This is a genomic window from Paenibacillus sp. oral taxon 786 str. D14, assembly GCF_000159955.1.
GTDB lineage: Bacteria > Bacillota > Bacilli > Paenibacillales > Paenibacillaceae > Fontibacillus > Fontibacillus phoenicis.
Genome location: NZ_GG695977.1, coordinates 60,993 through 75,228, shown reverse-complemented (window position 1 = coordinate 75,228; position 14,236 = coordinate 60,993). Strand labels below are relative to the sequence as shown.

The window sequence follows — 14,236 nt, the reverse complement described above, 5'->3', positions numbered from 1 at the left end:
GAACCTCCAGTGATCTGGAGGTTCTTTTGTCGGCAATTTTTCTGCAAAATGCATATACTATTGGGGAACCGCCTATGAGGTAGACGCCGTTTCCAAAGCCAACTTCAGCTTCTTCTCATTTTCAAGGAGGCCCGGATCCTCGGGCAAATAGCGAAGCGCCTCCCGGTTATGCTCATAAGCCTGACGTAAATGGCCGAGCTGCGCATAACACAAACATAACCGGCTATGCGGCAACCATGTCCGGGACGCTGAATGAACGATCGCTGTCCAACTGCCAACATTGGCATTCTGTATCGCCTGACCGTACCAATAGATTGCCATCGCCCATTCTTGCCGATCCTCCATGCAGTTGCCGATAGCACAGCAAATTTCCGAACTTGGAGTATGAAATTGGAGGGATCGCAGCAGCGTCTCCAGTTTTTGTCGCTCGCGTCCCAAAAAACCATAGCAATCCGCTAAACGGGCGCAAGCTAGAATCAGATCATCCCGGTTTGCCTTCGGATCGAGGAGGAACTCCGCAAAATGCGGTACGGCTTCCTCATATCGACCGGCATCTGCCAGCTCGCATGCAAAGTGGAAACGCAGGCGTCCTTGCAGTACGCCGCCGGAAGCCAAATGATGCTCGATGATCTTTAGATTCCGTCCGGAATGGCTCCCGGTTCCGCGATGGGTCACAGCAATATCCGTCAGCAGCTGTTTCCCGTCCGCGACATCCAGGTATTCGTGTACGATGCCAATCCAGCGGTAATTCCGGCTCCGTTTGACCAATCGGTTCCGCCGAGTGAAGGCCAGCGGTGCTCCGGTCTGCTCCTCCTCGTGGAGCACATAATTCATCAGGACCGCGTCGATGTCAGAACTCAATTCTTGCTTTAACCGAAGGAGCTTGGCGCGGTTGGGTTCGGTGAATACATCGTCAGCATCCATCCAGAGAATGTATTCACAGGTTGCCAAAGAAAAACTGAAATTCCGCGCGGCCGCAAAATCCTCCCGCCAGGCGAACTCGTACACCTTGGCCCCGAATTCCGCGGCCACCTCCTTCGTGCGGTCGGTTGATCCCGTATCCACGATCACGATTTCGTCCGCCAAATCCGCGACGGACTTTAGACATACAGGCAAACGGGCTTCTTCATTTTTGACAATCATACATAAACTTATCGTGATCAGTTCAGGAACCCTCCCTCCCGCAGCAGCTCAGTCACTTCGGCTTTATCAAGCAAAGACGCATTGGAATTGTATTCAGAGAACAGTTCGCGAGGCAAGCTGGAATAATGGGCAATGAGCTCCTTGGAGCTGGGAGGAAGAATGACGTAATATTGATCGCTATATTTGAGCGTATAGGGAGCTTCGTACCGAGAGACCAGCACCTCATGCAGCTTCTCTCCAGGCCGAATGCCGATTTCCTGCACCGGGACGTGATGTCCGACATAATGCTCCGCAAGCACCTCAGCAATATCGATGATGCGGCAGGCCTTCATTTTCATCACGAACGTTTCGCCCCCGATGGCTGTCGTGGCTGCTTTAAGCAGAAGATCGATCGCCTGGGATAAGGTCAGGAAGAAGCGCGTCATCTCCCGGGCGGTAATCGTTAAGTCTTTCCCGTCCCGCAGCTGGTTGATGAACAGTGGAACCACGCTGCCGTTCGTCCCAAGCACGTTCCCCCCGCGGATACAAGTGAACCGGGTATGCTCGCTTAAATCGTTCGCACGAATCATCAGCTTCTCCCCGATCGCTTTGGTCATCCCGTACGTATTTGTCGGATCCACCGCTTTGTCGGTGGACACGTCGATCACCTTGATGACCTTATTCGCGATGCTCGCCTGAATGATGTTTTCCGTTCCGAGCACATTGGTCTTGAGCGCTTCTTCCGGCTGGAATTCGCAAACCGGCACATGTTTTAAAGCTGCCAGATGGAAGACATAATCCACTCCCTTACTCGCCGCTTCCACCGCCGCGTAATCACGGACATCACCGATCAGATACCGCATTGAGGCGTGCCCGCTAAATTCCCGCTGCATTAAGACCTGAGCGTATTCGTTTCTCGAGAAAATGCGGATTTCCCGCGGTCCCTCTTGCAGCAGTCTCCTTGTCAGCCTTTTCCCCCAGGATCCGGTCCCCCCGGTAATTAACACGGTCTTGTCTCTGAACATCTATATACCTTCCTTTCGTAACTAGATTCATCGGGAAATTCCGTTTTGAGCGGATCCTGATTTTCCGCCCCCCAGCGTAACGATCCGCGCTTTGCCTTGTATACCGGCGGCCGCATTTCGCGTATCGAATACAAATGGCGCGTGCTTCACGACATCCTCCAGCGGCAATCCGCGGTGACGGACGGCGATCACCACGCCGTCCGAGGAGGCTAAGCGCTCCGCTGTCAACTCCACCGAATACAGCTTGATTCCGCTGATCTCCACTTCTGGAATCAACGGATCGTGATAATCGACTATTGCACCAGCGGCCATGAGCAGCCGAATCAGCTCAAGCACGCTCGATTCGCGGATATCGGCGACATCCTCTTTAAACGTAATTCCGAGCACCAAAATCCGCTTACCGGCAAGAGAGCTACCGTTCAATTCTTCCTGCAGCCTGGACACGATGTACCCTGGCATGTCGCGGTTAATCCGCGAGCTGATCTCGATAAATGAGCTTTCCATCCCTAACTGCTGTGCTTTCCATTGCAGATAGATCGGATCCACCGGGATGCAATGTCCGCCTACGCCGGGGCCGGGATAAAACGCCTTAAAGCCAAACGGCTTGGAAGAGGCCGCCTCCACCACTTCCCAAACGTTGATTCCCATTTGATCGCAGAGCAAAGCAAACTCATTGATGAAAGAAATGTTCACGAAACGAAAGGTGTTTTCCAGCAGTTTCGCCATCTCAGCCGTTTCCGTCGAGGATACCCGCACCACGGTGCGAAAGCCCGCACGATAAAGCTCCTCCATCCGATCCGCGCAAGCAGCGGTAATCCCGCTGACGATCTTAGGAATATCTCTCAGGGAGTAACGGCGGCTTCCGGGATTCACCCGTTCCGGTGAAAAGCCCACAAAAAACTCCGTCCCCAGGTGTAGACCGCTTTTTTGCAACAGCGGCAAAATCACTTCCCGGGTGGTTCCGGGGTAAGTAGAGCTTTCCAATGCGACCAACTGCCCGGGCTTAAGATGCTTCCCGATGTTTTCTGCGGCATCGACCAGATAGGTCAAGTCCGGCACATACTGTTCCGTCAACGGAGTCGGCACGCAAATAATGATTGCTTCTGCGCTTGCGATCTCGGCGAAGTCCGGAGATACCGTCAATTGCTGCGCATAGGTATATCGTTTGATTTTCTCATCGGGAACGTCAGCGATGTAACTTCGTCCCTGTTGCAAAAGCTGTAATTTCTTTTCGTCCTTGTCGATGCCGATGACGCGAAAACCCTGGTCTAGATACGTTTCGGCCAAAGGAAGACCAACATATCCCATACCGACGATGGCAATGATTCGTGACAACATCCATCTCCCCTTTCGCTTGAAGTTTGACCGTAAGGACGTGCCTCGCGCTCACTTTCGTGTATTTTTAACCGACGATGGAACGGATCATTTGAAGGAGCTGCAGAGTACGAACGGAGGTCGTATGTTTCTCCCGGACGAACTCATACCCTTGACCGCTGATCTTCGCCCGCAGCGATTCGTTGCTTGGATGCAAATAGAAATGAATTTTGGCGAGAAAATCCCGCTCCGACACGGCCACATAATGTACGCCGGACCTGAACCCAAGCGCGCGTAGATCAGCGTTCTCGGGAGCGAGCAGCAGCGTGTTGCAAGCGAGTACCTCAAAATATTTGCGAAGCGGATAATGGAATTTGGAATCGCAAGTCAGGAAGATCTTGGATCGGTTCACTTCAAGCGCAAAGCCTCGCGCTACAAGCGCCTGGGCATCGGATTCGAAGTCCGTATAGCCGGGATGGCTGTGACATACAAAGCCGGGATATCCGGTCAAAGCCGTTTTCATCTTATGGCGCAACGGGTATACCTTCGGGTTAGTTGCCCCCATAAGCAGAACGTTGATGTTTTTCCGGCGTCGATAATCCCTGAACACGGTAGGTTCTACAAAATGGGGCAGCCAATAAAGACGGCCCTTGAACTCGGGATACCGCTCCCGGAACGCTTGCCGATACATCACAAAGATGGTGGCAGAGGGGTAACGCCGCAGGAACTCTCGTCGCTGCTCGACTTTGGCATGCAGATCATGCATGATCATGCCCCAAGGTAACTTCAAATGTTCCAGCCCCTCAACTGGAGGGCAATAAGAGGCATGAAACCGATCGTTAAACAGAACAAAATCGGGCTGAAAGGGAGCTCGCCGGAGAATGGCCCGTACCTCTCCGCCCTGATGATCCAAGGCCAAATCGGCATATTTTCGCAGTTCCAACTGCATGTAGTGAAAATTCCGTTCCAAATATCGACTGAAATCCTTCGTTACGAACAAAATCTTTAGCCGCTTCATTCCTTCAAATCCTTTTCTATCGGAGCTTATATCCTTCGTTTAGCAGAAAACCTGCCCGGGTCACCCCGAGGCAGGCTTTCTGGGTACAACCTAACCCTGTTGGGCAATGCCTACAAATGATTCTGGACCGTTTCGGACTGCCGTTGTTGCTCCAGAGATAAAGGACGTATAAACGGTTTCCGGAGCAGCCGGAGCCTGAAGGTCGGCGGCTACGAAAGACGTGACTTCTGTGGAAGCGGCGCTGCTAACGCCGCCGTCGAGGGTAAAGATGACATTGGCTGGAACGTACGTTGCACCGCGAACGATCTCAATCGTAAACGTATCGCCGACGTCTCCCAGAATTCCGATAGTACCCGACAGCAAAACAATCGGATTCGGAACGTTCTGCGTTTGCAGGCCGATAATCCCGAACAATGCAGGAGTATCTGTGAGCGGAGTTCCGGGGAATCCGGGCTGGTTGGAGTTCACGGAGCTTCTGGCATCAAGAAAGACACCCATCTTTTAAATCACCACCTTCTTGTAATCTAGTACAGGTTATGAACCGATGAAGGTTTTGGTATAGACATCTTTATCAAGATAACCGCTTATTTTGTCTCTTTAGGATTCGTCGATATCTTGGCCCGGTCCGCTTGAATCGTTAAGAAGTCGCGATAAGATGGGTCAGCGCATCCCGGTAACGATTCTGGATGAACCGGATCTCCGCCGAGATCGCCGCTTGATGGCGCAGCGTCCCCATCCCCGAATGGCGCCGGTAGGAAATGAGCGGGACGTTCAAATAAGGAAAAGCCGTACGAGAGAGCATTACTCGATGCCACAGATCGTAGTCGTGAGTGTACGGCAGGCCTTCATCAAACAGTCCCACGCGCTCAATCAAGCTGCGTCTCATCATGACAGTACATCCGTTAATCGGGTTGCCGCTGTACAACGTGTTCGCCAGCTCTCGCATCCCCAGGGGTTGCATGCCGGCATTGTATTGAGTGATTCGGCCATGCTCATCGATGTAGTGGAAATTGGTATGGGAAATTTCAGCGCCTTGCCCCAGCATGAAACTTAATTGCATTTCGACTTTCTGAGGCGCAAACAGATCGTCCGAGCTAAGCCACGCGATATACTCCCCGGAAGCGTGTCGGATACCGTGGTTCAGCGCAGAGGCCGTTCCCCCATTCGCCTTGCCCAAATAATAGATATGACCGCGGTAAGGCGCGAGCCGCTCGGCGTGGACAGTCGAACCGTCATCCACAACGATAATCTCCGTATGCGGATACGTTTGACTCAGTGCACTTTGCACCGCCTGTTCAATATAGGGACAGTTATAGAAAGGAATAATGATACTAACGCGCGGATTCATGACGATTCGGCCCCCTCTTTGCGAAAATAGTCCAGAATGTCCAGCAGCGATTGTTCCCAGGCCACGCTAGCCCGCCACCCCAAGTCCCAGAGCGCCTGGGGAAGGGGCGGCTCGGCATGGGATACCGCTCCGTTTGCGGATGGAGGACCCGCTTGGATCCTCATATCCGTTACAGTTGTTAGCTGCGCGAAGTCCTCCACCAGCTCGGCCAAGCTTCGCTCCCGCCCGGAGCAGACCGGATACACCTCGCCGATCTCCCCTTGGCGCAGCAGCATTTCATAAGCGTCTACCGCGTCGCTCACGTCGAGGAAGTCGCGCCTAGCATCCGCCGCAGACAACTGGAAGGGGGGAGGGGACTCCCCGCGCTCCAGCCGGACGATATGCCGGGCGAGCAGAGAGCAAATCCCCGTTGACGGGCCGGCTCCAATCAAATTGCCCGGTTCTGCGATCAACACGCCAAGATGGAACAGCTTACCCCAGGCCAACGCGGACGCCTCTTGCAAAGTTTTGCTTAACCCATAAGGGTGAGTGGGTCGAAGCGGTCGATCCAGTCCGAATTTGAGCCGTGAGCCGGCAACGAGAATACGGGTATCCCCCAAACCGCAGGAATACAACGCGTCCAGCAGGTATAGGGTCGTCATGACATTACTTTCCATATAAAGGATGGGCTCAGCCCAGGAATCCGGGACGGAGTTTTTACCGCCCAGGTGCAGCACGTACTGCGGCCGGGTCCGCTCGATGGCCTGTTTGACCCCTGCCCTGTCAGTCAAATCACATGGGATGTACGCTACCTTCTCGTTTGCAGGCAATCCGGCTTCCTTCCTGACCAAAGCGAAAACCCGGTATCCCTTGGCGGCAAAACGTTGGCAAGCATGGCGTCCGGTAAAACCGCCGGCTCCTGTAATCAGAACCGTCCCCCGGTCACCCATGCTGTTTCATCCATTCCGCCATTTCCTCCAGCATCTGACGGAACGAGGGAAGGGGGACCGCCGCGTCCGGACGGGTGTTTACCAGCGTACGGTCGAGGTTAGGGCCGTCATCCGGTTCGATCTCAACGTCGGTTTTCCCCAAAATTTCTTGAAACATCTGTAGCATCTCATACTTGTTGACGACCTCTGGATGCGCTAAATGGATCAACCCGGACACGGGACGGTCCAGCAGCAATTCGATCGTCTTGGCAAGCTGGATCGTTGTCACGCCGTTCCATTTGACCTGGCGGTACCCGGACACCTTGCCTTTCTGACTCATAAACCAATGAAAGAGTCCGATCCCGTGACGGCGAATTTCCGGTCCGATAATGGAGGTGCGGATCGTCAGATGTCCTGCGTCCCGTATTTCCCCGAGCGCCTTCGTTAAGGCGTACGTCGTAACACCATCGGGCTGATCATCCTCCCGGTAGCTGCCGCGGTCGCCGCGGAAGACACAGTCAGTACTGATATGAATCAGACGCGCATTGATTTTGTCAGCCAAATGGCGCAGCCGGTGGGGCAGAAATCCGTTGATATGATAAGCCATAATTTTGTCCCGGTCGGCAAATTGATTAAGCACCCCAACCGCGTTAATAATGACATCTGGACGAACTAACTGCACCGCCTGATCGACGGCGACGATATCTCCGGCATCCAATATCAGCGAGTCCCGGTCACCAGGGTCACGTGAGGTATAGAACACCTGGTAGCCTCCCTTCTCGCGAAAATGCCGTACCAATACATGACCGGCCATCCCATGGCCCCCTAGGATTAGCAATTTCATGAGAGAAATCCTCCTTTATCCAGCATGATGCGGATCTCCTCCTTGCTCATCAGCTCATGCTCCGAACTCAACTCGCCGTAGGGAACAAGCGGCAAATGGCCGTAACGATCTCTCAGACCCACGATCTCGAGCGCAGGCATGATGACCAGATACTCCTTGTCGTATACCACGGTCGACCGGCTTTCATATTCACTGAGCAGCAGCTCGTGAATCCGTTCCCCAGGGCGTATACCCGTCACCTCGATCGACACATCGGGTATGCCCGAAGCTTCAATCAGCACTTCCGCCAGGTCGATAATCCGGCAGGTTGGCATCAGCATGACGAAAATCTCCCCGCCGATGCTCTCCCGAGAAGCCTTAAACAGAAGCTGGATCGCTTCCGGCATCGTCAGGAAAAATCGGGTCATTTCCAAATCGGTGATCTTTACCCGCTTCTGCTCACGGATCTGCTGCTTGAACAAATGGATCACGCTGCCGTTGGTGCCCAGCACGTTGCCGCCCCGGATGCATACAAATCGGGTTTCATCCTGGATCAGGTTGGCGTAAACGACCAGCTTTTCACCGATGGCCTTGGTCATGCCGTAAAAGTTAGACGGGTTCGACGCTTTGTCCGTAGAGATATAAAGGACTTTTTTCACTTTGTTTTTAATGGCGGCTTCAATAACGTTTTGGGTGCCAACCACATTGGTTTTCAGCGCTTCGGCAGGTTGCTCCTCGCAGATGGGCACGTGCTTCAAAGCAGCCAGATGGAAGACGATGTCCACGTTCTGGCAGGCCGCGACCAAAGCTTCCTTGTCGCGGATATCGCCGATTCGGAACGTCAGGCGCTCGTCGTTAAAGGTGCGGCTCATCGCAACTTGCGCCGCTTCTCCACGGGAGTAAATGATGATCTCCTTCGGGTCTTGAGGGAGGAGCTGGCGGATCAGCTCGTAACCCCAGGAACCGGTCCCCCCGGTGACGAGAATGACTTGATCTTTAAACATTCAACTTCCCCCCAAGCACGAATTTGACCACTTTTTGCGATACCTTCTCCTCCAGATAACCTTCAGGACAAGGCCACAAACGCTCCATGCCGGCCATCAGCTTCGCCGCTTCGGCGATTCTGCCGGCGTCTACGCCGGATACGACGTTGCTGCCGCAATCCACGGTCTCCGGCCGCTCCGTTGTACGGCGAATCGTTACCGTAGGCACCTGCATGATGCAGCATTCTTCCTGCACGGTACCGCTGTCCGTCAACACGCATATCGCATGCTTCTCCAGCTTCACGAAGTCGAAGAAACCAAACGGCTCGTGAAATTCCACCAGTGGATGCATTTCCAGCTTCAAATCACGTTCAATCCGCGATCTCGTCCGGGGGTGAATGCTGCAAATCAACCGTTTAGACGACGCTTCCGCGACCCGGTTCAGCCCCTCCATAATGGCGTGCAGGGAGGCCGGGCGGTCGACGTTCTCCGCCCGATGGGCGGTCACGAGATAATAATCCCCTTCTTTCAGCCCCAGCCGTTGCAGGATGTCGCTCGCCTCAATCTGCGGCTCGTAGAACTTCATCACTTCGTAAATCGGATTGCCGGTCAGCACGATGCGGTTGCTTGGCACCCCCTCCGCCAGCAAATGGGCTTTGCTCTGCGGAGTATACGGCATATTGATGGTCGACACCGCATCGATGACTTTCCGATTCTTCTCCTCGGGCACCTCGAGGTCAAAGCAGCGGTTGCCCGCCTCCATGTGGATCGCAGGATAGCCGAGTCGCTCGGCTAGTACGGCGCACAGCGCACTGTTGGTGTCCCCCAGCAGAAGCACGCGGTCAGGCCGCTCCACCTCCAAGATCCGCTCCATCTGGCCAAACATCGCCGCCAACTGGCTGCCCAGCGTCGTTTGATGATCTTGAAAGATATAGTCTGGCTGTCTCAACCCTAGCTCCTGGAAAAAAACATCGCTGAGACTAGCCGCAAAATTCTGCCCCGTATGCACCAGTACATGTTTTTCGGCCCACTGATCCAGCAACGGGATGATCCGGCTGAGCCGAATGATTTCCGGTCGGGTCCCCAATATGGTCATGATTTTCACGGTCTCATCTCCTTGCTGACTCATCTCCTTGTAGACTTCTGGCGTTTCCGCACGCGTTGCTTGCGGGTAGTTCCTGTTCTCCGGCCGGCTGGGCGGCGATTCCGGTTCATCTTCCGTGCGCGCCCCGTCCCGCGGCTTCGATGGTTCTTACGAGCACGCGCCACCCTGCGCCGGGTATTCTTGCTTGCGCGTCGCTTCCCGCCGCGTCGGGCGGTCAAGCTCCTTCCCGTACCGGATCTTCTCTTGCGAAGTTTGGCTCGCTTCAATTTGACCCGTCTGCGGCGGCCGGATGGGCTCGCTGCACCTGCCGGCGCCTTCCCAATTGGCACTGCCCCCACTCCAGAGCCTCGAAACTCCGCCGCATCTGGGGAAGGAGCAGTCGGGGCCGGCTCAGGCAGCGGCACGGCAACCCCCGACAGCCCCTGCATGCGCTGAACGAGTCCTTGAAGCCGCAGCTCGTAAGCGGCCGGGCCAAACACAACCTCCACTTGAGCTCGATTCCTTTCCCCTACGCTGCGGGACATTTCCATGGAAGACAGGAGCTCTGCACACTTCTCCGCAAGTCCGACGCTGTCTCCCGTCGGTACCAAATAAGCACCGCTGCCTGTCGACTCCAAAATTTCCCGCAATCCGCCCGAAGCATAGGCAACAACCGGTTTACCGAAGATCATCGCTTCGAGCGCCGTTAATCCAAACCCTTCGGGCAGAATGCCTGGAACAACGACGATATCCATCGCACTAAAGGCGGATTCCACATGGTTTTCCATACTGACAAAAATAAATCGCTGCGAATGCGGCGATCCCTGAACCGCCCGCTTTAAGCTCCGGTAATACTCAGGTTGAACCTCTGCACCGATGATGACGAATTTGGCCGCCGGGAACCGGTGCACCAGATTCAGCGCTGCCCCGATGAAATGATCGGCTCCTTTCTCCGGAATCAGGTAAGAGGAAATATAGCCGACCAAGACCTCGGACGGCTTGATCTTCCATTGCGCTCTTCGATGCCAGCGTTGTGTCGGCCAAAGCTCGGGATGGATATCCTCCGGGTTCCACGAAGGGTAGAGCAACACGGTTTTGTGCATGGCCTGCGTTCCAAAGAAAGGGAGCAGCGCGGATTCGGAAATGCCAACGATCAAATCGCTGTATCTGTCGATCAGATTCACCGCTTCCGCCGTAAACTCATTGGACGCAATGACCTCCGTAATCTGCCAAATCACAGGAATTCCCAACTGTTTGGCAGCAATCGCCGGCGACACGTTTACGCTGGTATTCACCAGTACAGCATCCGGCTGCTCCTCTTGGAGCAAGCCGATCGTGCGCTGCACCGAGTCGCTCCAGGCGATCGCATGGAATTCGCCAGACAGACCGGAGTGCGGGGAACACATCCCGTAGAGCAACGAGTTATCGCACAGCAGAGTGCGAATCCCATAACGATTGGCCAGAACCGACAAACTGCCCTGCCTTGGAACCACGATCGTACAGTCGTAATAAGCCGACAGCTTTCTCGCGCTGAATAACAACAGCTTTTCCGCGCCGGTTACGTTCCTGGAATTGCACACATGCGAGAACAGCAGCAACTTCTTTTTATCCGACACAATTGCCCCTCCTTTGCCTGTGCGTTTGTCCGGGACTCCGGAACCGGCTTCCACTTCACAGGATTCACCCGAAAATCACGGTTAGCAGCTGATCTAACCGATTGGAATAGGTATGATCCCGCAAGGTCCGATTCAGCGCACGCAGCGCAATTTCCCGTCTTTGTTCCTCATGGGTCAGATAAAAACGCACCTTCTCGACCAACTCCTCCGGCGAGGAGAAGGTTTCGATTTCTTCGCCGGGAACGTAGAACGATGCCAAATCGTCCCGCGAATCAACCAATTGAAGCGTTGCACAGGCCGAAATTTCGAACGTCCGCGGATTTGGCGACGCCGCCGTTATACCGGCTTTGTTGTTGTTGACATCCTCCTCAAACGGGGAGCGATGTAAATTCAGAACGATCTTCGAACCGCTGTACACTTCGGCGGTTTCCACCGGGCCCATCCATTTTCCCAGCTCGATCCGGTCCACATAAGCCGGGTACTCCGGCAGCCGATCCCACCAGATTCCGTTGATCATTAAGCCTTGTTCGATCAGCGCCGGTAAAATAGGCTGAAGAAAGTTCACCCGGTTCCAATACGCTGAACCGATAAAGCTTAAATTGCGGCGGTGCGGGGATGGCATCAAGGTCGGACGATAATGCTCCGGAAAGGTTGCAAACGGCAAATAATGGACTTGGCTGCAGCCGGCTGCGCGATAAAGATCAACGCAATTTCGTTCAAGGGTAAACACGTAGTCATATTGAGTGCTCAGCGGAACCGTCATATCCGTATAATAGGGATCATCTGTAAACCAAATGGCCGTCGGGATGCCCATAGCCCGCACGGCGTTGATATACTCCACAGGAAGCTCCAAACCGTCGAGGGCGAGCAGCAAGTTCGGCTTATGCAGCGATGCCAAATCCGGTATAGAATCGCCCGGCACCGCGGTGATGACTTCCGCGGTTAACGTACGGAGCGTGGAAGTTACGGCCTCGTCTATCGGAGAATAAGGAAATCCTTTCCCCGAACTGACATATAATATTTTTAAGTTGCGGACCTGAAATTTCGGCCGCGGTTGACTGACAATATAGCTGGCCCTTCCCCTCAGGTACCCCTCGGCGTAGCCGTCACGGAACCCGTTGGTTCTACCGCGCTCCTCCGGGCTCATCACGGGTTGAGTTGGATTGCCAGTCGCTTCTTCCATGAACATAAGGTCACTCCTTTATAGGTTGATACTTGTCGGTTGCTTCTTGTAGGGTGATGCTTGCCGGTTGATTCCTGCTCTTAGCTTTCGGTGACTGCTGCCAGCAGGCGGCTAACCCGGTCCATATACGTATGGACGGCCGTCGTCGTCCACAGCGAGCGCCAAGCGATCAAGCGCCGTTCCTCGTCGTGCTCGAGATAGTAACGGATTTTCGCCTCCAGCTCCGCCTCATCCCGAAACGTCTCGATGTCGTAGCCCGGCCGGTAGAAAGAGGTTAAATCGTCGCGGATGTCCGTAATTTGAAAAGCGCCGCAGCTGGCGATTTCATAGGTTCGCGGATTGATCGATCTCCCTGAGGTATCGTTCCCGTTCCGGTTATCCTGGCCGGCTTGCGTTGGTCGATGGATGTTGAGCACGATTTTGGAGGCGTTGTAATAACGAACCGTCTCCTCAACGGGAACCCATCCGGGTCGGATGAACCGTGCCAACTGCTCGTATCGGGGCAGGCGGTCCCAATGATACCCGGCGATCAGCACGCGTTTGTCCTGCAGGAACGAGCTTAAGCGATCAAACAAGGCGACTCGATTCCAAAAAGCATTGCCGATAAAACAAACATCATAGCGATATTCCGGCTTAGCCGGAATGGGCCGAAATTGACGCGGATTCGCAGCGAGCGGAAGGTGGTGTACGCTTTGCACCCCAAGGGAGCGATAGAGCGGCACACATTCGATTTCGTGCGTAAACACCACATCGTAGCTTAAAGCCAGCGCGAGCGTATCATCGGTAAAATAAGGGTCATCCACGAACCAAACAGCGGTCCGAATCCCCATCCTCCGGATCTGCTCCAACTGCGCAGTATGATCAGGCGGAAAGATGTGCAGCGAATTCATGACCAGCACCAGATCGGGATGATGGTGCTCGGTTTCCTGCAACATCATTTCCGGTGAGGCAACGATGCACTCCCGCGTCAGCTCCGCAAGCGCCGTTTGAACCCCTTCGTCAATCGCATCGAACCCTTGAGGCACGTACAGCACCCGCAGGTCCACTTTCGGCCGAGAAACCGGCGGAATTCGTTCCAGCACAGCCTGGCATCCGCCAAACCGGATCCCCTCCTGGTATCCGGCCTGATAAGCCTCGCCGTATCGATTCTCGTTGACGTTCTCCAAGGTCCTTCATCCTATCTTCGTGGATTTCGATCTTGCGTTTCCTGGGTCTTAATAAATATATGCTGAGGGGACACGTGCATCATGGACGACTACCCGCCCGCCGGATAAATTGGCGAATGCCGCCTTTAGGGACGGACTCTTAATGCCCCCCTCGCGCCCCTTAGTCCTCTTTTTCGCGCCCTTTTGCACGATTATCCCTTTCGTTCAGAATGCGGAGATCGAGATAGGGATCCTCTCGCTGCGCCTCTTTGTATCATTATCCCTTTTGTTCAGAATTGAGAGATCTAGGAAGAGGGTCTTCTAGCTACCTTTTTGCACGATTATCCCTTTTGTTCAGAATTGGGGAATCAATCGACGGGATTAAACTAAGGTTGCACAGTGATCTGAACATCCAGATTTATTTGATAGAGATTTGGGATTTTTTAGTTGTGTATAGAACATATGTTTGGTATAATGAAAAAAAGAGGAACGTATGTGCCCATTTCTTGTTTTGGAGGGATCGGACATGGAATTAGTTACGAGTATGGAGCTTCAATCTATCAGCAGCCGTTTTCAAAGTGAGGCCGACTGCATCGAGGCGATCATCGCTATGAAGTGGCCAAACGGATTTGTTTGCCCGCGCTGCGCTTATACCGAATGCACCCGT

General features: G+C 54.1%; 14 protein-coding genes. 1 reads left to right on the top strand and 13 read right to left on the bottom strand.

The annotated features are described in order from the left end of the window. Positions 1-72: 72 nt before the first annotated feature. The 13 genes from POTG_RS12095 to POTG_RS12035 all read right to left on the bottom strand — a co-directional run bounded on the left by POTG_RS12095 (position 73) and on the right by POTG_RS12035 (position 13,590). On the bottom strand, positions 73-1,143 hold the full coding sequence (locus POTG_RS12095) for a glycosyltransferase family 2 protein (protein WP_036645151.1): 1,071 nt from the start codon (positions 1,141-1,143) through the stop codon (positions 73-75). A gap of 17 nt (positions 1,144-1,160) precedes the next feature. After that, positions 1,161-2,147, bottom strand: coding sequence for a polysaccharide biosynthesis protein (locus POTG_RS12090; RefSeq protein ID WP_009225113.1), 987 nt, complete (start codon positions 2,145-2,147; stop codon positions 1,161-1,163). Positions 2,148-2,174: 27 nt separating this feature from the next. Next, entirely contained in the window at positions 2,175-3,485 is a 1,311-nt protein-coding gene (locus tag POTG_RS12085) for a nucleotide sugar dehydrogenase (protein ID WP_009225112.1), read from the bottom strand. Positions 3,486-3,549: 64 nt separating this feature from the next. Next, positions 3,550-4,479, bottom strand: coding sequence for a glycosyltransferase family protein (locus POTG_RS12080; protein WP_009225111.1), 930 nt, complete (start codon positions 4,477-4,479; stop codon positions 3,550-3,552). 90 nt (positions 4,480-4,569) lie between these two features. Further along, positions 4,570-4,977, bottom strand: a complete 408-nt coding sequence (locus tag POTG_RS12075; RefSeq protein ID WP_009225110.1) for a hypothetical protein — start codon at positions 4,975-4,977, stop codon at positions 4,570-4,572. Positions 4,978-5,116: 139 nt separating this feature from the next. Beyond that, positions 5,117-5,827: a glycosyltransferase gene (locus tag POTG_RS12070; protein ID WP_009225109.1), complete on the bottom strand. Its 711-nt coding sequence runs from the start codon at positions 5,825-5,827 to the stop codon at positions 5,117-5,119. Beyond that, positions 5,824-6,756 carry an SDR family NAD(P)-dependent oxidoreductase gene (locus POTG_RS12065; protein ID WP_009225108.1) on the bottom strand — a complete coding sequence of 311 codons (933 nt, stop codon included), beginning with the start codon at positions 6,754-6,756 and terminating at the stop codon, positions 5,824-5,826. Before POTG_RS12065 ends, POTG_RS12070 begins: the two co-directional genes overlap by 4 nt. Then, a complete protein-coding gene (locus tag POTG_RS12060; protein WP_009225107.1) occupies positions 6,749-7,579 on the bottom strand; it encodes an SDR family oxidoreductase in 831 nt (276 codons plus the stop codon). The genes POTG_RS12065 and POTG_RS12060 overlap by 8 nt, the downstream gene beginning before the upstream one ends. Then, positions 7,576-8,562 carry a polysaccharide biosynthesis protein gene (locus POTG_RS12055; RefSeq protein WP_009225106.1) on the bottom strand — a complete coding sequence of 329 codons (987 nt, stop codon included), beginning with the start codon at positions 8,560-8,562 and terminating at the stop codon, positions 7,576-7,578. Before POTG_RS12055 ends, POTG_RS12060 begins: the two co-directional genes overlap by 4 nt. Next, complete coding sequence (gene wecB / locus POTG_RS12050) at positions 8,555-9,646, bottom strand: non-hydrolyzing UDP-N-acetylglucosamine 2-epimerase (RefSeq protein WP_036645207.1); 1,092 nt, start codon at positions 9,644-9,646, stop codon at positions 8,555-8,557. The genes POTG_RS12055 and wecB overlap by 8 nt, the downstream gene beginning before the upstream one ends. A 20-nt stretch (positions 9,647-9,666) precedes the next feature. Then, positions 9,667-11,241, bottom strand: coding sequence for a glycosyltransferase family 4 protein (locus tag POTG_RS12045; protein WP_232282283.1), 1,575 nt, complete (start codon positions 11,239-11,241; stop codon positions 9,667-9,669). A 64-nt stretch (positions 11,242-11,305) separates the two neighbouring features. After that, positions 11,306-12,430 (bottom strand): CgeB family protein, encoded by a 1,125-nt coding sequence (locus POTG_RS12040; RefSeq protein WP_009225103.1) that lies wholly within the window; start codon positions 12,428-12,430, stop codon positions 11,306-11,308. Positions 12,431-12,504: 74 nt separating this feature from the next. Then, a complete protein-coding gene (locus tag POTG_RS12035) occupies positions 12,505-13,590 on the bottom strand; it encodes a CgeB family protein (RefSeq protein WP_009225102.1) in 1,086 nt (361 codons plus the stop codon). A gap of 505 nt (positions 13,591-14,095) precedes the next feature. Between POTG_RS12035 and POTG_RS25150 the strand changes: the two genes are divergently transcribed. After that, positions 14,096-14,236, top strand: a 141-nt coding sequence (locus POTG_RS25150) for a transposase (RefSeq protein WP_198136197.1), incomplete at its 3' end; no start/stop codon positions are given.